Genomic DNA, 16,732 nt, shown 5'->3' with positions numbered 1-16,732 from the left:
GGGGGTGGATTAAAGGGTCCCTGCCGACCGCCTGCTGGTAATGGCCGACACCTTCCTCGAACGGGTCCTGCGTCGGGTCGCGCCCGACGCGGTGGCCCGGAGTTACCTCGCGAAGTTCCTCGTCGCCCTCGTCGTCGTCGTCCTCGCGATCGGCGCCGTCGGGGCCGTCACGTACGCGGAGACGACCGAGCAGCTCGAATCGAGCGCCCAGAGCGACTACACGGCCGTCGCGGAGCTGAGCGCCACCGAAGCCGGCAGCTGGACCGCCGACCGGCGCGGGACCGTCGCGGAGGCCGCTGACAACGACATCTACAGCGAGGACTCGGCCGCCGTCGCGGCGTATCTCTCCTCGCATCTGTCTCGGGCGAGCGACGGCGTGCTTGCGTTCCACTACATCGACCCCGAGGACGGCGCGGTACTCGCGTCGACCGACGAGGCGGGCGGGAACGGTGACCGAGCGGAGACGCTCACGAGCCAGCAGTGGTTCGACGACGGGCTCCTGCTCGGCGACACCGTCACCACGACGGCGACGTACGAGGTCGACGGCGAGCGCCGGGTCGCCTACGTGGCCGGGACGCCGAAACGAAAATACGTGGTCATGGAGGTCTCGCTCGGCTCGCTCGTCGGCGACTTCCGGCAACCGACGGACGGCACGTTCACGTCGATCGTCGAGACCGACGGCGAGATCGGCGCGAGCGATCGCGACGGCGTCGCGGGCGAGCGGTACGACGAACCGGTCCGGTCGCAGCTCTTCGACCGACAGAACCCGATCGGGTCCGTCCCGTCGGCGACGCTCGAACTCGCCGACGGCGAGCGGTACTTCGTCGCCTACGCCCCGGTTCCAACCGAGGCCTGGTACGTCGCGGTCCACGTCCCCCTCTCAGAGGCGTACGCGCTCTCGGGGATGATCGGGCGGAACCTGCTCCTCATCGTCGGCGTCGCGGTCGTCGGGCTCGGGCTCATCGGCGTGACGCTCGGCCGGGGGACCGTCGTCGAGCTGAACCAGCTCCGGGCCCGGGCGTCGGCGCTGGCCGACGGCGACCTCGACGTCGACTTCGACACGGCGCGGCGCGACGAGTTCGGCGACCTCGCCGGGGCGTTCGCGACCATGCGGGACTCCCTGCGCGAGCAGATTGAGTCGGCGGAGACGCAGCGCGAGCGCGCCGAGGCGGCGAAGGCGGAGAGCGAGGCGTTCGCCGACCGCCTGGAGTCGCGGGCGGGCGACTTCGGCGAGACATTGGCCTCCTGCGCCGACGGCGACCTCACAGCTCGGCTCGACGCAGAGCCGGACGACCCCGAGGCGCTCCGCGCGATCGCCGCGGAGTTCAACGACGCGATGGACGAGCTGGAGGCCGCGATCGCGGAGGTCGACGCGTTCGCGGTCGAAGTGGCCGACCGGAGCGACGCGGTCACCGACGGCACCGACGAGGCCGCCGCCGCCGGCCGGGAGACGAGCGACGCGGTCGACGAGATATCGGCCGGGGCGGAGCGGCAGAGCCGTCAGCTGGCCGAGGTCGCCGGCGAGATGGAGGACATGTCGGCGACCGTCGAGGAGGTCGCCGCCTCCGCGGACGAGGTCGCGACCACCTCCCGGCAGGCCGACGCGCTCACCGAGGAGGGGCGCGAGGCGGCCGCCGACGCCGTCGACGAGCTCCACGCGATCGAGTCCCGCTCGGAGTCCGCCGCGGAGACGGTCGAGCGGCTCGAGGCCGAGATGGCGGAGGTCGACGCCATCGTCGAGACGATCTCGGAGATCGCCGACCAGACGAACCTGCTCGCGCTCAACGCCTCGATCGAGGCCGCCCGCGCGGGCGAGGCCGGCTCCGGCTTCGCGGTCGTGGCCGAGGAGGTCAAGTCGCTCGCCGAGGAGACCCAGGCGTCCGCCGCGGAGGTGGAGTCGCTGATCGAGAGCCTCCGCGAGCGTACCGACGAGAGCGTCGACGAGATGGCCGCGATCCGCGAGGGCGTCGACGACGGGGTCGACGTCGTGGAGGACGCGGAGGACGCGCTCGCCGAGGTCGCCGACCGCGTGAGCGAGGCCGACGACGGCGTTCAGGAGATCTCCGGCGCGATGGACGCGCAGGCGCAGTCGGTCAACGAGGTGACCGGCGCGGTCGACGACCTCGCGGGCGTGAGCGAACAGACCACCGCCGAGGCGACCACCGTCGCCTCCGCCGCCGAGGAGCAGGCCGCCACGCTCGGCGAGGTGTCCGAACAGGCGCACGACCTCCACGAGCGCGCCAGCGACCTGCGGGAGATGACAGAGGGCTTCGAGGTCGACGCTGAATCCGGGGACGACGTTGTCGGGGGCGCGGACGGCGATTCGGTCGGCGAACCCGCCGCCGGCAGATCGGGCGAGACGGGCGAGACGGCGTTCACGTTCGGCGCGGACGAGGAGCCGTCCGACGCCGCCCCCGCCAGCACCGACGGCGGCACCGCTCACGGAACTGGAGAGCCAGGCGAGCCGCACGCCGACGACTCGGCGTAGCCGGAGACGGCTCTCAGCGAACGTTAGAACGAAGGAAAGTGGTCGTCGTCGCCCGCGGCGACGAGCACTGCCGGTGACGTCGCGGCCGGGTGCCTCGCTTCTCAGTCAGCCATCGTCTCGTGGCTGACGCCCCGGTCCTCGGGGAGCGGCGCCACGAACCGGTAGGCCGCGTACAGCCCGAGCACCACGAGGCCGGCCAGCACGAAGCCGGTCCGGATCTCCGGGCTGATCAGCGGCATCGCGGTCACCTCGCCCGCCTCGTTGGTTATCGGGGCCGGGGCGAACGGTTTGCCGGTGAACGTCTCGACTAGTCCGAGGACCACGATGCCGAACAGCATCAGTCCCGCGCTCAACGCCCGTGCCGCCTTGTCAATGGTGTCTGTCATAGTGAATCACCTCTTAACCGAGCAGGTACCGCAGCTTGGGGTTCTGCTTGACGAGCGCCGTCTGTTCGAGGAGCGCGTCGAGCCCGTAGTACCGACCGGCCGCGAGCACGATCACGGTCATGAACAGGAACAGGCCCATCAGGTCGCTGTTGACGACGCCGTGACCGAAGCCGGCGTTCCCGACCCAGAACAGGACCATGAAGATGACCCCGCCGAACGCGGCCAACCGGGTGAACGCCCCCGCGATCAGCGCGAGGCCGATGAGCGTCTCGAACAGCGGCACGCCGGGCTCGATGAGCCACGCGAGGTTGTTCCCCATCCAGACGGGGATGCCGCCCAGCGCGGTGCCGGTCATGCCCTTCATGTACGACGGCCCGTAGGTGAACGCGAACCCGTTCTCGATGATCTTGGTGACCCCGGCGTGGAAGAACCACCACCCGGTCACGACGCGCAGGAACGCGATCCAGTAGGTCGCCCACGGTCCCTCTAGGGCGAACTCGACCTCGCCGACCAGCGGATTGCTCGATTGGTATGACATCGGTGTCACCTCACGGATGTACGTTGGGTTGGTACACACATATGTACCGTACAGGGTTCTAAGCGGCTGAAAAGCGTTCTAGAGCGCTGGGACACGTCCGCAGTATCGTGGCTCTTTAAGTATACATACCCGGATCGGCGCCGGGAATCGCGTTCGAGCCCCGTCAGAACACGGAACGCTTATGAAAGTCGTTCCGCCTACGTGTAGATGCGTCATCGACCGACGCGAGCGCCGGTGGTCTAGTGGTAGGACCTGAGCCTTCCAAGCTCATGGCCCGGGTTCAAATCCCGGCCGGCGCATTTCTCGAACGAAGTGAGAGAAATCGCCGCCGGGTTTGAACCCTATCAGTCGCGCGCAGCGAACGGAGTGAGCGAGCACGTCCGATTTCGGTTCAAATCCCGGCCGGCGCACTCCCTTCGGTCGTGCGCCGGCCGTACCCCCGCTCGCTCGCGGGAGTCCCGGCCGGCGCATTTTCTGAATCACTTCGTCGCTTAACGGTCGATTCGTTCCGCTCAGCGAGCCCCCGAACGAGGTAAGAGAACGCTGTAAAGGATTTATACTGCGAGGACGAGGCCCGAGTGTGGTCGGACTCGCACGGGGGACCGTCGAAGTCGTGCCGTATCAGGAGTCGTGGAGCGACGCGTACGACGCGGAGGTGGCTCGGTTACGGAGCGCAGTTGGTGATCGCGTCCGTCAGTTCGAACACATCGGCAGTACCGCGGTCGAGGGGATGGCGGCCAAGCCGATACTCGACGTGCTCGCCGTAGTCGACGAATCGACGACCGCGAGCGACCTCGTCCCAGCGCTCGAAACGCACGGCTACGAACGGCGCCCCGATGAGGTGGACGGGCGGGTGTTCCTCGCGAAGGGACCGCCAGAGAATCGTACGTGCTATCTGTCGATCGCCGAAGTCGGAAGCGCGTTCCACCACGAGAAGATCGCGTTCAGGGACGCGCTTCGGAGCGATCCGGAACTCGCCGAGCGGTACGCCTCGTTGAAACGACGGCTCGCGGCACGGTATCCCGAGAACCGACAGCGGTACACCGCCGAGAAGGGCGCGTTCGTGCGAGCCGTCCTCGATCGACGGGACTGACGCGGTCCGCGGTCGAGGTGCCGTCGGCGAGAGACGGGTTAGCGCCGCGTCACCGTCGACGGCCCCTGCCTCGGGGCCGGGGCGGGGAATCAGAGAGGTCGCCGTGTCGACGCGGGCCCGTTCTCGCCGTCGTCCGAGACGGGTCGCGTCGAGCGGACGGAGTCGCGACCTCGCGGCGCCTCAGTCGTCGTCTGCCGCGGGCTGCTCCGCGCCGGCCTCGGCGGTCGCCTCGTCTCGCGGCCCGCCCGCGTGCCCCTCGTGGGCGACGGCGGTCGCCATGAGGTGCGGCGGGATGGCGGGCACCTCGTCCTCGTCGACCGGACCGTCCTGCGCGATATCCTCCGTCGACCGCGGGAACTCGCGGAGCTCCTTGTGGACCGCGATACCGGCCTTCGCCCCCTGCCCCATCGCGACGGGCACCTGATTGTGGCCGGGCGTGATGTCGCCCACCGCGAAGACGCCGTCCTCGCTGGTGCGGCCGTGGTCGTCGACGTCGATCTCGCCGCCGTCGGTCAGGTCGCAGCCGAGCGCCTCGGCGAGCGCGGTGTTGTAGTCGGAGCCGTACATCGGGAACCCGCCCCGGTACTCGCGGCGGGTGCCGTCCTCGAACTCCATCGCTTCGAGCCAGCCGGAGTCGGGATCGTTCTCGACGCCCGAGATGTCGTCGTGAACGACCTCGACCGGGTGCGCCTCCAGCTGCGTCGCGGTCTCATCGCTCCACGTCGGCTCCGCGCCGCGCGTCAGGAGGTCCACGTCGTCGGTCATGTTCAGCATGATCATCGCGACGTGCGCGGCGGCCTCGCCGTGACCCATCACGTACACCGGCTCGTCGACGAACATGTAGGCGTCACAGTGGAGACACCAGTGGAGCCCCTTCGCGTTCCGCGGGAGCGGCGGCTCCGGGCGCTCGTCGGAGAAGCCCGTCGCGAGGACGACGCGGTCCGCGAGGATCTCGCTGTCGTTCGTGGACAGGCGGAACCGGTCGTCGTCGGTGCGCTCGACGTCGGTGACGAAGCCGCGCTCGAAGGTGCCGCCGTACGACTGTACCTGCTCGCGCCCGGTGGCGAGCAGCTCGTTCCCGGACACTTCCTCCGTGACGCCGATCACGTTGTGGGTGTCGGCCATCATCGCGGCGCGGCCGCCGCCGCGGTCGATCAGCACCGTCTCGTGCCCCAGGCGGGCACCGTACAGCGCGGTCGTCAGCCCCGCCGGCCCGCCGCCGACCACCGCGATCTCGTACTCGTCGTCGGACGAACTCATTACCCGTGATACGCGCTCCGCCGGTTTAAATGGCGCCGTGGTGTGCGCGCCCCGCGACCAGCCACCGCTGGCGCGACCGTCCCGCGCTACTCGAAGTGCGCGTCCCGCTGCCGCCCGGAGCGACACCGTCAGACCGCAGGACTCCGAGGCGGGACGAGGGGAAGGCGGTCCGGACGTTTATGAGGTCGTACCGCGTCTGGCCAGTCAGTGCCCTCTCGCCTCGCCATCGCCGTCGGCCTCCTGATCGTCGGGGCGGCCGCCGACGTGGGAACGACGTACGTCGCGCTCACTGGGAGCGAGTATGTCGAGGGGTCGCCGGTCGGCCGCCTGTTCATCTCCCGGTTCGGCCTCCTCGGCGGGATGCTCCTCACGAAGGCCGTCGGGATGGCGGTCATCGGCGTTCCGGTCGCGGTCGCCGGCGGGACGCGGCGGTTCGTCGCGACGCTGATGTGCGGCGGCGTCGGCGCGCTCTCGCTGGCGGTCGCCGCCCGAAACCTCCTGTTCGTCGCCGGACTGTGGCCGTGACTCCGCGATCGTGGGCGGGGTCGCTTCGTTGGGCGGAGTCGCCTCGCTGAGCCCGGTCGCCTCGCTGACCCCGAAGTGAGCCGACCGGCGGGCGCGGCCGCCGCGACCCCAGCCGTTTTGCGTCACCGGCCACAGGCGAACGTATGTCACGACAGTCCGCTCCGGCGCCGTCCCCGCCGGAGACCAGACGCGAGGCCGTCACGGAGACGCTCCACGGGATCGACGTCGACGACCCGTACCGGTGGCTCGAAGGCGACGACGCGGCGGTCAGCGAGTGGGCCGACGCCCAGAACGACCACGTCGACGCCGCGCTCGACGACGCCCTCCGCGACCGCCTCCGCCCGCGCTTCGCGGACCTCGTCGAGGTGGCCGACTACGGTCCGATCAGCGTTCGCGAGGGCCGGTACTTCGCAACGGTCCGCGAGCCCGGCGCGGACCACGCTCGGCTCGTCGTCCGCGACGCGCCGGACGGCACCGACCGCGTCCTCGTCGACCCGAACGCGTGGGCGGCGAACCGCGATGGCGACCGCCCGCCCCGGTCGATGGCGTGGTACGTCCCCTCCCACGACGGCGAGCGCGTCGCGGTCGGCGTCACCGACGGGGGCGACGAGAACTACGACGTGCGCGTCCTGTCGGTCCCTGATCCGAGCGACTCCGGAGTTGAGTCTCCGGAGGCCGAGGGATACGGCCCGGGCGTCGAAGAGATCGCGTCCCTCCCCGAGCGCGGCCGCGTCAACGCCGGGAGCCTCGCGTGGACGGCCGACGACGAGGGGCTCGTCTACGTCGCCACCGGCGGCGCGGCCGACGGCGCGCAGATGGACAAGGAGATCCGCCGGTTCCGGTTCGCGGACGGCCCCGACGCGGAGTCGGTCCTCCTCGAACACGACGACCAGCACGTCTGGCCGCGCGTGACCGTTGACCCGGACTCGGGACTGCTCGCGGTCGCTTTCTCCGAGATGGTGGGCGGCACCGAGTGGTACGTCCGAGTCGACGGCGACCTCCGGCCGGTCCTGACCGACACCGACGCCGAGACCTCCGTCCGGTTCCACGACGGAACGGCGTTCGTCTCGACGGACCACGGCGCACCCCGGCGACGGCTGCTCGCCTGCTCCGTCGACCGCTTCCGCGAGGGGGACCTCTCGTTCGAGGAGTGCCGCGAGGTCCTCCCCGGCGGCGAGGGGATCCTCCAGTCGGTCGTGCCGACCCCGGATCGCCTCCTCGTCCACCGCCAGCGGGACGCCCACTCGCGGCTCTCTGTCCACGACCGCGACGGGACGCACCTCCGAGACGTCTCGCTGCCGTCGTACTGCTCTGTCACGTGGGTCTCCGGGAACCGCGACGCGCCCGAGGCGTTCTTCGGCCTGACCGGCTTCGACCGCCCGCCGGCGGTTCGGAAACTCGACCTCGCCGACGAATCGCCGGGCGAAGGCGACGGGGTCGGCGAGGGCGGCGACGCGCCCGAACTCGCGTCGGCGGAGGTCGACTCGGTGGACCTCCCCGTTCCCGACGACCTCGTCGTCGAACAGCGGTTCGTCGACTCGACGGACGGCGCCGAGGTGCCGGTGTTCGTCTGCTACCGCGAGGAAGTGAACGTTGAGGGTCCCCGTCCGACCGTGCTGTACGGCTACGGCGGATTCCGCAACAGCATCACGCCCTCGTTCGGCCGGTTCCGGCTCCCGTTCCTCGCCGACGGCGGCGCGTTCGCGGCGGTGTGCGCCCGCGGCGGCTACGAGTACGGCGAGCCCTGGCACGAGGCCGGCATGCTGGAAGACAAACAGCACACCTTCGACGACTTCGTCGCGGCGGGCGAGGCGCTCTGCGAGTCGGGGCTCACCGACGCGGACCACCTCGCGGTCGCCGGCGGGTCGAACGGAGGGCTCTCGGTCGGCGCGGTGGTCACCCAGCGCCCGGATCTGTGGGCGGCCGCGCAGTGCGCGGTCCCGCTGCTGGACATGCTCCGGTTCCACCGGTTCCTGCTCGGCGAGTCGTGGACGACGGAGTACGGTCACCCCGAGGACCCGGAGGCGTTCGAGTATCTCAAGGAGTATTCGCCGTACCACAACGTCGATCCCGACGCGACCCACCCGCCCGTCTACTTCACCACGGCCGCGAGCGACACGCGCGTCCACCCCTCGCACGCCCGGAAGATGACCGCGCGGCTCCAGCACGAGGCCGAGGGCGGCCCCTTCCTCCTGCGGACCAAGTCAGAGACGGGCCACGGCGTCGGCAAGCCCGCCTCGATGGTCGTCGACGAGCAGACCGACTCGTGGGCGTTCCTCTACGAGCGGTTGGACGTGAAGGTCGGGAGCGACGATCGCGGCGTGGGCGGGGAGGCCGCCGGCGATCCCGCCGACGGCGCCTGACTCACTCCCCTTCGTAGAGGCGCTCGGCGGTCAGGTCCGGCAGGTCGGCCTCGCGGACCGCCTCGGCGACGCGGTCGATGTCGTACTCCACGCGATGCGTCTCGACCGCGTCGGCCCCGTCGGCCGTCGTGTCGAGGACCGCGTAGCCCGCCCGCGGGTCGCCGTCGCGGGGCTGGCCGACGCTGCCCGGGTTACAGACGAAGCCGCCGGCCACCTCGCGGACCCCCTGAACGTGGGTGTGGCCGAGGACGATCCCGTCGTACTCCCCCATGTGCCGGTCGAGGGTCGGGAAGTCGTCCGGGTAGACGTAGGCGTCCTCGCGCTCGGCGGCGGGGTGGGAGTGGGCGAGCAGGTACCGGTCGCCCCCGAACGTCTCCGTGCGCGGGAGAGCACCGATCCAGTCGCGCTGGTCGGCCGACAGCGACGCCTTCGCGCGTTCGAGCCCCGCCTCCGCCATCCGGTTGGCGCGGTAGCGCTCGGGGGTCTCGACGGTGCGGTCGTGGTTCCCGCGCACTGTCGCGGCCGCGACATCGCGCACGCGCTCGACGCAGTCGGCGGGCCACGGGTTGTAGCCGACCACGTCGCCCGCGCAGTAGATGCGGTCGACCGTCGGCATGTCGTCGAGGACCGTCTCCAGCGCGGGGAGGTTCGCGTGAACGTCCGAGATGAGACCGATCTTCATCGAGACGTGATTCGAATGGCGGGAGGGAATAGGTTGTGGCAAGAGGGGCCATAAGACGAGTGACCGGGGTGTGAGGTTTCGGGAGGCATTTTAATAGGTATCCGCGGTGGCGCGTGCCTGCGAGCGGCCGCCGAAGGCGGCTGCGAGGAGCACGCGCGAGGAGTCGGTGGTCCGAAGCGAAGCGGAGGACCACCGACAGGGCGAGAGCACCGCTCTCGCTTACAACCGGACATCGTCCGGCGACGAGGCTGGGGAGCCGTGAGGTGCGGTGCGGTCGCGGTCGGATGGGACTCGAAGGGGCAGTCGCGAGGCCGCAGTAGGCGACGTAAGCACCGCAGCGAGCGGAGCGAGCGAGGAGCGCAACGAGCGTACTGCGGCCTCGCGACTGGGGCTTCGGTGGTGTTCTCCACCGATTCGCAAACGACCGTTTGGGTCTGTTGAAATCCTCAGCAGGGGATACGTTCTTGGAGTCGTACTGAATACAGAGCGCGTATTCAGCATCTATGGCCTGAACGTATGCTCCGAAATAATCGCATTTGAGGGCTTGTGTACGATAACAACCTCAAGTTCGTCAGCGTCACCATCGCTAAAATCAACCCCCTCATCTCCACTATTTAATCGGAATTGGATCGTGTCACTTGGAGACCATATATTTGAATCGTCAACGACTATTATTTGATCTCCATTGTATTCGGAAGTAAACTGTCCACCTGTTGAATCAACCAAATTATCTCCCTGTATATCATCGTTGTCGATCGAGCGTGGAAAGGGTCCATCACTAGGGAGGTTGACTAATCGTGCCTCCTTGGGAAACTCACTACCAGAGCCAGATACTCGAACAATAATCTCAATCTCCTCAACAGCAATACTGTCACCAGCAACGTGTGTAATCTGGACAACTTGCTCATTCTCCCCACCTCCAGGAATGAGTTCACCAGTTGTATCTCCGACAATCGGAGCGGGTTCAGTAAGATTCTCTGTAATCCCCAAGAAGGCCACAGAGACTGTCGCCGCTAAAATAACGACAATTGCCACCACAAGAATAGTCGAGATAACGGGTGTGACAGCGCGATCCTGCTGGCTCATTGCCATTTCTATGCGCTACTGGCGAATACAGTTACCGGACTTGCTGCTGAATGTATCTCCTGTATCTCGCACGCCGATCCTATCAATGATTAAGGATTTCAACGGAGCCGGCTATTTATCAACGGATGAATGAGGCCTCGGAGGCGTTCCCTACCGGTCCCTACGCTTTGACCTTCTCGCGGAACCGCTCGCGGACCTTCTCAACCTTCGGCTGCGCGTGCATCGTACAGTAGGCGTCGGCCGGGTTCTTCTCGAAGTAGTCCTGGTGTTTCTCCTCGGCGCGGTAGAACGTCTCCAGCGGTTCGACCTCGGTCACGACCTCGTCGTCGTAGCCGCCCTCCTCGTCGAGGGCCGCCACGTACTCCTCCGCGAGCCGCCGCTGCTCGTCGTCGTGAGAGAGCACGATCGAGCGGTACTGGCTCCCAACGTCCGGGCCCTGTCGGTTCAGTTGCGTCGGGTCGTGGACCGTGAAGAACACTTCGAGGATGTCCTCGTAGGAGAGGGCGTCGGCGTCGTACTCGACCTGGACGACCTCCGCGTGGCCGGTGTTGCCGGTACACACCTCGCGGTAGGTCGGGTCGTCCGCGTGGCCGCCGGCGTAGCCGGAGGTGACGCTTTCGATCCCGTCGAGCTGCTTGAACGCCGCCTCGACGCACCAGAAGCAGCCGCCGCCGACCGTCGCGGTCTCGTTCTCTGTCATGGGATCCCGTTGGCGTCGCAGACGTATTAATGACCCGCGGCGTGCGGCGGGTGTGCCGGCTGGCGATCCACAGCTAACCCGAATCGCGGTCACGACGTGCCGGACCCCGTCCGAGGAATCAGCGAACCGAGGCACCAAGTTCTCCGAGCGGAGATGTCCCCCAGATGATCGAGTGGTTCGGTGGTGGCGAAAACGCTCTATCCATGCTCATCCCGCTGGTCGGGATCTGCGTCATCGTGGTTGCCGAACGAGTGACCGGGACCAACCGCGCCAAACGGTACGTCCTCCCGGCGTTCGTCCTCTGGTTCGGCCTCCGAGCCGTGATCGGACTCGAACAGGGACCGATCGTTTCGCTTCCCCCTCCGATCGGGCTCCTCCTCGCCGTCTCGCTTCTGGTCGGGTTCCTGTCGCTGCTGCTGTACGGGTTCTACGTCCTGTGGGCGGGACGGGACCCGATCGCCTCACGCGCGTGACCTCGTGTCCGGCGGTCGGGCTCCGACCGCCCCCGTCGCCGAACGCGTTCGCCCGGCAACCCTGCGGTCGAACGGTAGACCTTTGCCGTCGCCCGCTCCAGTCCCGGTATGGTCTCGCTGGGACTGGTGGTGGCGCGGTTCAACGACTCCGTCACGGAGCCGATGGCCGAGGCCGCCCGCGAGGCGGCGGCCGACCGCGACGCCGTCGTCGTCGACGAACTGAGCGTGCCGGGCGCGTACGACAGCCCGCTGGCCGCCGACCGCCTCGCGCGCCGCGAGGACGTCGACGCGGTCGCGGTCGTCGGCGCCATCGTCACCGGCGACACCGACCACGACCGGGTCATCGCGACCGCGACCGCCGAGAAGCTCACCGACGTGAGCCTCGACCGGGACACGCCGGTCACCTTCGGCGTGAGCGGCCCCGGGATGTCCGGCGCGGAGGCGCGCGAGCGGATCGACAAGGGCGCGGACGCGGCCGCGGCGGCGATTGACCTCGCCGAGGAACTCGACTGACACCCACGAGCCGACTACACACGACACATGAGCGACGCATACGACTTCTCGGAGCGGATCGGACGCGTAGAGCCCAGCGCGACGCTGGCGATATCGAACCTCGCGGCGGAGAAGGAGGCCGAAGGAGCCGACATCGTCGACCTCTCGGTCGGCGAGCCCGACTTCGACACCCCGGAGAACGTCGTCGAAGCGGGCAAGGACGCGCTCGACGCAGGCCACACGGGATACACCTCCTCGAACGGCGTGCCCGAACTCAAGGAGGCGATCGCGGCGAAGCTCCGCGGCACCGGGATCGACGCCGACGCGGACGAGGTGATCGTCACCCCCGGCGGCAAGCAGGCGCTGTACGAGACGTTCCAGACGCTGATCGACGAGGGCGACGAGGTCGTGCTCCTCGACCCCGCGTGGGTCTCCTACGAGGCGATGGCGAAGCTCGCCGGCGGCGACCTCTCTCGGGTCGACCTCGCGCCGCACGGGTTCCAGCTGGAGCCCGCGCTCGACGAGCTCGCCGAGACGGTCTCCGACGACACCGAACTCCTCGTCGTCAACTCCCCGTCCAATCCCACCGGCGCGGTGTTCTCCGAGGCCGCGATGGAGGGCGTTCGCGACCTCGCCGTCGAGCACGACGTTGCGGTCATCTCCGACGAGATATACGAGCGCATCGTCTACGACGCCGAGCACGTCTCGCTCGCGAGCCTCGACGGGATGGCCGACCGCACGGTGACGATCAACGGCTTCTCGAAGGCGTACTCGATGACCGGCTGGCGGCTCGGCTACCTCCACGCCACCGACGAGTTCGTCGGCGAGGCGGGCAAGCTCCACTCCCACTCCGTCTCCTGCGCGACGAACTTCGTCCAGCGCGCCGGGATCGAGGCCTTAGAGAACACCGAGGCGGCGGTTGAGGAGATGCGCGACGCCTTCGCCGACCGCCGCGACCTCCTCGTCGACCTGTTCGACGAGCACGGCGTCGACGTCGACGTCGGCGACGGCGCGTTCTACATGATGATCCCCGTCGACGACGACGATCAGGCGTGGTGCGAGGCGGCGATCGAGGAGGCCGCGGTCGCCTGCGTCCCCGGGAGCGCGTTCAACGCCCCGGGCTACGCGCGCATCTCCTACGCCGCGAGCGAAGAGCGCCTGCGCGAGGCGGTCGACCGCCTCGTCTCGAACGACCTGCTGTAGCGGGGGACGGTCTCCGGACCGGCGCGTCGCGGCCGGCGCACCGCCACGCTCTCGGGAGCCCTCCCGGTCGACGCATCGCCTCGCTTTTCGTCGGTGCGTCGTCGCTGAATTCTCCAGCTGAGCGGCCGCATCCCCCAGTAGCGCGAATCTGCGGTGCGTTTTTACCGCTGCTCCGTGAAGTTTCAACTCGGTGGTACGATGTACGACAACATACTGTTCCCGACGGACGGAAGCGCCGGCTCGGAAGCGGCGGCGGCACACGTGAGCGAACTCGCGTCGGCGTTCGACGCGACGGTCCACGTGGTCCACGTCGTCGACACCCGCGAGGGCGGCCTCGGCGTGAGCGGGGCGTTCGTCCACGAAGACAGCCAGGCGATGAGCGGGGTCTCGCCGGAGACGGGCTACATCGGCAGACACGAGGACGTCGACGCCGACGAGGTGGAGGCCGAGCTCACCGCTCACGCGAGAGAGCTCGTCGGGGCCGCGGCGGAGTCACCGGACGACATCGACATGACGACGGCCGTCGAGATGGGGACCCCTCACTCGGCGATCCTCCAGTACGCCGACGACCACGACGCCGACCTCATCGTGATGGGGACCCACGGCCGCACCGGCGTCGAGCGCTACCTGCTGGGGAGCGTCACAGAGAAAGTCGTGCGGCTGGCGGACGCGCCCGTCGTGACGGTCCGGGCGGACGAATCGGACGGCGAGTGACGGTCGCTCCGTCACCGCAGCACATTTTCCCGGCGCCCCGCAACGGGACCGCATGGACGAGGCCGAGCGAGAGGCGATACTCGACCGGGTCACCAGCCAGAGCGCGACGGTCGGCGCGTCGGTCCCGGACGAGGTCACCATCGACGGCACCGCGGTCGACCTCTCCGAGTTCATCGTGGAGACGCGCGCCGTCGACACGGTCCCGCCGGAGGTCGAGCGCAAGGTGTCGTCGGTGAAGTCGACGCTCCGCGCCGAGCGCGAGCGTCGGATGGCCCGACTGCGAGGCGAAGGTGCCGAAACCAACGCGGGCGACACCCCCGATGACCCCCCGCTCGACCGTGAGACCGCCGAACGGCTCGCGGACGAGGTCGTCGGGATCGACCGGGCGCTGAACGCATTGGAGACGATCCGCCACCCCGACTTCGCCGACGCGCACCGCTCCGCGACGCTGGACGGCCACGAGCGCTGGCTCGCCTTCGTCGACGAGGTCCGGTGATCGCGGGCCTCGGCGGGCGTCCGATGCGACGTTCCGAAACCCTTACTCCCGGTCCGGGACACCTGCTCGTATGAGCGATACGTCCGAGTCGACGGATGACGCGGGGGAGTCCCCCGACGGGGGCGACGACGCCGCGGCCGCCGTCGACGCCGAGGAGGTCCGTCACGTCGCCGACCTGGCGCGCGTCAGGCTCGCCGACGACGAGGTCGACGAGTTCGCGGCGCAGTTCGGCGACATCTTAGAGTACTTCGAGGCGCTCGACGAGGTCCCCGAGACCGAACGCGAGGAGGACCTCGTCAACGTGATGCGCCTCGACGAGGTCCGCGACGGCCTCTCGCAGGAGGAGGCGCTCGCGAACGCCGAGGAGACGGAAGACGGCTTCTTCGTCGGCCCGAAGGTGTCGTAGATGGCGGCCGACATCAACGCCTTCGTGACGGAGGAGCGGATCGAGGGCGACGCGGACGCGGACGGTCCCCTCGCGGACGCGACCGTGGCGGTGAAGGACAACATCTCCACCGAGGGGGTCCGGACGACCTGCGGCTCGGAGATGCTCGCCGACTACGTCCCGCCCTACTCCGCGACCGTGGTCGACCGGCTGACCGACGCGGGCGCGACGGTCGTCGGGAAGACGAACATGGACGAGTTCGGGATGGGGACGACGACCGAGACCTCGGCGTTCGGCCCCACCCGGAACCCGGTCGACACCGACCGCGTCCCGGGCGGCTCCTCGGGCGGCTCCGCGGCCGCGGTCGCGGCGGGCGAGGCGGACGTCGCGCTCGGCTCCGACACCGGCGGCTCGGTGCGCTGTCCGGCCGCGTTCTGCGGCGTCGTCGGGATCAAGCCGACGTACGGGCTCGTCTCCCGGTACGGGCTCATCGCGTACGCGAACTCGCTCGAACAGATCGGGCCGATCGCGGGCACCGTCGAAGAGGCCGCCGCAGCGCTCGACGTCATCGCCGGCGACGACCCCCACGACGGGACGACCCGCGACCTGCGCGAGGTCGAGGGCGCGGACCCGGACGCGAGCTACGCCGCGGCCGCGGACGGCGACGTGGCGGGGCTGACGATCGGCGTCCCCACGGAGCTGTTCGAGGGCGCCGACGAGCGCGTCGTCGAGACGGTCGAGGCCGCGATCGCGGACCTCGAAGCGCAGGGCGCGGAGACGACCGACATCTCCCTGCCGTCCGTCGAGCACGCGGTCCAGGCGTACTACGTGATCGCGATGGCGGAGGCGTCCTCGAACCTCGCGCGCTTCGACGGGGTCCGGTACGGCCACCGGAGCGGCGCCGACGGCAACTGGAACGAGTCGTTCGCGGAGACGCGCGAGGAGGGGTTCGGGGCGGAGGTCAAGCGCCGGATCCTCCTCGGCACGTACGCGCTCTCGGCCGGGTATCACGACAAGTACTACGAGAAGGCGCAGGACGCCCGCGCGTGGGTCCGGCAGGACTTCGAGGCGGCGTTCGACGAGGTAGATGTCATCGCCTCGCCGACCATGCCGGTCCTCCCCTTCGAACTAGGCGAGAGCCTCGACGACCCGCTGCGGATGTACCTCGCCGACGCGAACACGACGCCGGCCAACCTCGCGAACCTCCCAGCGATCTCGGTCCCCGCCGGCGAGGCCGACGGGCTCCCGGTCGGGCTCCAGCTCGTCGGGCCGAAGTTCGGCGAGGAGACCATCGTCCGCGCCGCGAGCGCGGTCGAAGACAGATGAGCCTCACGGACGAGGAGCGGGACCGACTGGCGGACGTGGTCCGCCTCCAGCCGACGAAGAACGGCGAGCTCCAGGACGCCTGGGAGATGGAGAGCGGCAGCGAGGTCCACGGCTACCTCGAGAACCACCTGAAGGAGTACTACTACCGCGACGACGACAGCCTGATCCGCGCGACGGCGGAGGCGAACGACCTCGTCGACGTCGAGCCCGGGGTCGAGCCCGACGCGGTCGCGCGCGGCGCGGTCCCGGAGACGATCCGCGTCTCCGAGCTGGAGTCGCGAGTCACCGAGGTGCTCGCCGGACCGGACGAGCGCTCGCAGTCCGTCGTGAGCGTGCTCAACGCGCTCCGCGAGGCGTTCGACGCCGATCCCGAGGTGGACGCGGTGCGGCGGGCGCTCCGCAGTCTGGAGCGCAAGAACGTCGTCGAGGTGGTTTACCGCACCGTGCCGACGTTCCGGCTGGCGGTCGCGCGCGACGAGATCACGGTCGAGGTCGAGGAGTAGGCGCCCGTCGGCCGACCGA

Annotated in this window: 18 protein-coding genes and 1 tRNA gene; 13 read left to right on the top strand and 6 right to left on the bottom strand. The window is 69.2% G+C overall.

Features of this window, described 5'->3' with window-relative positions; translation table 11 throughout:
* Nucleotides 1-40: 40 nt before the first annotated feature.
* Nucleotides 41-2,488 carry a methyl-accepting chemotaxis protein gene (locus EXE51_RS11060; protein WP_137692672.1) on the top strand — a complete coding sequence of 816 codons (2,448 nt, stop codon included), beginning with the start codon at nt 41-43 and terminating at the stop codon, nt 2,486-2,488.
* A 101-nt stretch (nt 2,489-2,589) separates the two neighbouring features.
* Here EXE51_RS11060 and EXE51_RS11055 read toward each other — a convergent pair whose 3' ends face one another.
* Together EXE51_RS11055 and EXE51_RS11050 are read right to left on the bottom strand one after the other, a co-directional pair.
* Nucleotides 2,590-2,874, bottom strand: a complete 285-nt coding sequence (locus EXE51_RS11055; RefSeq protein ID WP_049897570.1) for a hypothetical protein — start codon at nt 2,872-2,874, stop codon at nt 2,590-2,592.
* A gap of 13 nt (nt 2,875-2,887) precedes the next feature.
* Nucleotides 2,888-3,412, bottom strand: coding sequence for a DoxX family protein (locus EXE51_RS11050; RefSeq protein WP_049932775.1), 525 nt, complete (start codon nt 3,410-3,412; stop codon nt 2,888-2,890).
* Nucleotides 3,413-3,640: 228 nt separating this feature from the next.
* Between EXE51_RS11050 and EXE51_RS11045 the strand changes: the two genes are divergently transcribed.
* Together EXE51_RS11045 and EXE51_RS11040 are read left to right on the top strand one after the other, a co-directional pair.
* A tRNA-Gly gene (locus EXE51_RS11045) sits at nt 3,641-3,711 on the top strand.
* 281 nt (nt 3,712-3,992) lie between these two features.
* On the top strand, nt 3,993-4,505 hold the full coding sequence (locus EXE51_RS11040) for a GrpB family protein (RefSeq protein WP_086216967.1): 513 nt from the start codon (nt 3,993-3,995) through the stop codon (nt 4,503-4,505).
* A gap of 180 nt (nt 4,506-4,685) precedes the next feature.
* Here EXE51_RS11040 and EXE51_RS11035 read toward each other — a convergent pair whose 3' ends face one another.
* Nucleotides 4,686-5,765 carry an NAD(P)/FAD-dependent oxidoreductase gene (locus EXE51_RS11035; RefSeq protein WP_049933490.1) on the bottom strand — a complete coding sequence of 360 codons (1,080 nt, stop codon included), beginning with the start codon at nt 5,763-5,765 and terminating at the stop codon, nt 4,686-4,688.
* A gap of 207 nt (nt 5,766-5,972) precedes the next feature.
* Here EXE51_RS11035 and EXE51_RS11030 point away from each other — a divergent pair, with 207 nt between their 5' ends.
* Nucleotides 5,973-6,290, top strand: coding sequence for a hypothetical protein (locus EXE51_RS11030; RefSeq protein ID WP_049933489.1), 318 nt, complete (start codon nt 5,973-5,975; stop codon nt 6,288-6,290).
* A 143-nt stretch (nt 6,291-6,433) separates the two neighbouring features.
* Nucleotides 6,434-8,653, top strand: a complete 2,220-nt coding sequence (locus EXE51_RS11025) for a prolyl oligopeptidase family protein (RefSeq protein ID WP_137692671.1) — start codon at nt 6,434-6,436, stop codon at nt 8,651-8,653.
* Nucleotide 8,654: 1 nt separating this feature from the next.
* Here the strand turns inward: EXE51_RS11025 and EXE51_RS11020 are convergent, their stop codons facing one another.
* The 3 genes from EXE51_RS11020 to msrA form a co-directional block, all read right to left on the bottom strand.
* A complete protein-coding gene (locus tag EXE51_RS11020) occupies nt 8,655-9,335 on the bottom strand; it encodes a metallophosphoesterase (RefSeq protein WP_086217027.1) in 681 nt (226 codons plus the stop codon).
* Between the two features lie 501 nt (nt 9,336-9,836).
* Nucleotides 9,837-10,421, bottom strand: a complete 585-nt coding sequence (locus EXE51_RS11015; RefSeq protein ID WP_094520936.1) for a type IV pilin — start codon at nt 10,419-10,421, stop codon at nt 9,837-9,839.
* Between the two features lie 160 nt (nt 10,422-10,581).
* Nucleotides 10,582-11,121: a peptide-methionine (S)-S-oxide reductase MsrA gene (msrA, locus tag EXE51_RS11010; protein ID WP_137692670.1), complete on the bottom strand. Its 540-nt coding sequence runs from the start codon at nt 11,119-11,121 to the stop codon at nt 10,582-10,584.
* Between the two features lie 164 nt (nt 11,122-11,285).
* Here msrA and EXE51_RS11005 point away from each other — a divergent pair, with 164 nt between their 5' ends.
* The 8 genes from EXE51_RS11005 to EXE51_RS10970 all read left to right on the top strand — a co-directional run bounded on the left by EXE51_RS11005 (nt 11,286) and on the right by EXE51_RS10970 (nt 16,713).
* On the top strand, nt 11,286-11,594 hold the full coding sequence (locus EXE51_RS11005) for a hypothetical protein (RefSeq protein ID WP_049930064.1): 309 nt from the start codon (nt 11,286-11,288) through the stop codon (nt 11,592-11,594).
* 108 nt (nt 11,595-11,702) lie between these two features.
* A complete protein-coding gene (ribH, locus tag EXE51_RS11000; protein WP_049930063.1) occupies nt 11,703-12,107 on the top strand; it encodes a 6,7-dimethyl-8-ribityllumazine synthase in 405 nt (134 codons plus the stop codon).
* 27 nt (nt 12,108-12,134) lie between these two features.
* Complete coding sequence (locus EXE51_RS10995; RefSeq protein ID WP_049930061.1) at nt 12,135-13,289, top strand: pyridoxal phosphate-dependent aminotransferase; 1,155 nt, start codon at nt 12,135-12,137, stop codon at nt 13,287-13,289.
* A 198-nt stretch (nt 13,290-13,487) separates the two neighbouring features.
* Nucleotides 13,488-14,003 (top strand): universal stress protein, encoded by a 516-nt coding sequence (locus EXE51_RS10990; protein WP_049930059.1) that lies wholly within the window; start codon nt 13,488-13,490, stop codon nt 14,001-14,003.
* Nucleotides 14,004-14,055: 52 nt separating this feature from the next.
* Nucleotides 14,056-14,499, top strand: coding sequence for a DUF5788 family protein (locus EXE51_RS10985; protein WP_049930057.1), 444 nt, complete (start codon nt 14,056-14,058; stop codon nt 14,497-14,499).
* Nucleotides 14,500-14,569: 70 nt separating this feature from the next.
* Entirely contained in the window at nt 14,570-14,905 is a 336-nt protein-coding gene (gene gatC, locus EXE51_RS10980; protein ID WP_137692669.1) for an Asp-tRNA(Asn)/Glu-tRNA(Gln) amidotransferase subunit GatC, read from the top strand.
* A complete protein-coding gene (gene gatA / locus EXE51_RS10975) occupies nt 14,906-16,210 on the top strand; it encodes an Asp-tRNA(Asn)/Glu-tRNA(Gln) amidotransferase subunit GatA (RefSeq protein ID WP_049930055.1) in 1,305 nt (434 codons plus the stop codon).
* Nucleotides 16,207-16,713 carry a DUF5797 family protein gene (locus tag EXE51_RS10970; protein ID WP_089307828.1) on the top strand — a complete coding sequence of 169 codons (507 nt, stop codon included), beginning with the start codon at nt 16,207-16,209 and terminating at the stop codon, nt 16,711-16,713. The genes gatA and EXE51_RS10970 overlap by 4 nt, the downstream gene beginning before the upstream one ends.
* Nucleotides 16,714-16,732 lie beyond the last annotated feature (19 nt).

This window comes from Halorubrum sp. CGM5_25_10-8B, from assembly GCF_005435095.1.
Taxonomy (GTDB): domain Archaea; phylum Halobacteriota; class Halobacteria; order Halobacteriales; family Haloferacaceae; genus Halorubrum; species Halorubrum ezzemoulense.
This window is presented reverse-complemented; position numbering and strand designations above follow the sequence as displayed.

Excerpts from the sequence above, each read along its gene's own strand:
- EXE51_RS11060 (WP_137692672.1), top strand. The coding sequence starts at position 41 with ATGGCCGACACCTTCCTCGAACGGGTCCTGCGTCGGGTCGCGCCCGAC.
- EXE51_RS11055 (WP_049897570.1), bottom strand. The coding sequence starts at position 2,874 with ATGACAGACACCATTGACAAGGCGGCACGGGCGTTGAGCGCGGGACTG.
- EXE51_RS11050 (WP_049932775.1), bottom strand. The coding sequence starts at position 3,412 with ATGTCATACCAATCGAGCAATCCGCTGGTCGGCGAGGTCGAGTTCGCC.
- EXE51_RS11035 (WP_049933490.1), bottom strand. The coding sequence starts at position 5,765 with ATGAGTTCGTCCGACGACGAGTACGAGATCGCGGTGGTCGGCGGCGGG.
- EXE51_RS11025 (WP_137692671.1), top strand. The coding sequence starts at position 6,434 with ATGTCACGACAGTCCGCTCCGGCGCCGTCCCCGCCGGAGACCAGACGC.
- EXE51_RS11020 (WP_086217027.1), bottom strand. The coding sequence starts at position 9,335 with ATGAAGATCGGTCTCATCTCGGACGTTCACGCGAACCTCCCCGCGCTG.
- EXE51_RS11015 (WP_094520936.1), bottom strand. The coding sequence starts at position 10,421 with ATGAGCCAGCAGGATCGCGCTGTCACACCCGTTATCTCGACTATTCTT.
- msrA (WP_137692670.1), bottom strand. The coding sequence starts at position 11,121 with ATGACAGAGAACGAGACCGCGACGGTCGGCGGCGGCTGCTTCTGGTGC.
- EXE51_RS11005 (WP_049930064.1), top strand. The coding sequence starts at position 11,286 with ATGATCGAGTGGTTCGGTGGTGGCGAAAACGCTCTATCCATGCTCATC.
- ribH (WP_049930063.1), top strand. The coding sequence starts at position 11,703 with ATGGTCTCGCTGGGACTGGTGGTGGCGCGGTTCAACGACTCCGTCACG.
- EXE51_RS10995 (WP_049930061.1), top strand. The coding sequence starts at position 12,135 with ATGAGCGACGCATACGACTTCTCGGAGCGGATCGGACGCGTAGAGCCC.
- EXE51_RS10990 (WP_049930059.1), top strand. The coding sequence starts at position 13,488 with ATGTACGACAACATACTGTTCCCGACGGACGGAAGCGCCGGCTCGGAA.
- EXE51_RS10985 (WP_049930057.1), top strand. The coding sequence starts at position 14,056 with ATGGACGAGGCCGAGCGAGAGGCGATACTCGACCGGGTCACCAGCCAG.
- gatC (WP_137692669.1), top strand. The coding sequence starts at position 14,570 with ATGAGCGATACGTCCGAGTCGACGGATGACGCGGGGGAGTCCCCCGAC.
- gatA (WP_049930055.1), top strand. The coding sequence starts at position 14,906 with ATGGCGGCCGACATCAACGCCTTCGTGACGGAGGAGCGGATCGAGGGC.
- EXE51_RS10970 (WP_089307828.1), top strand. The coding sequence starts at position 16,207 with ATGAGCCTCACGGACGAGGAGCGGGACCGACTGGCGGACGTGGTCCGC.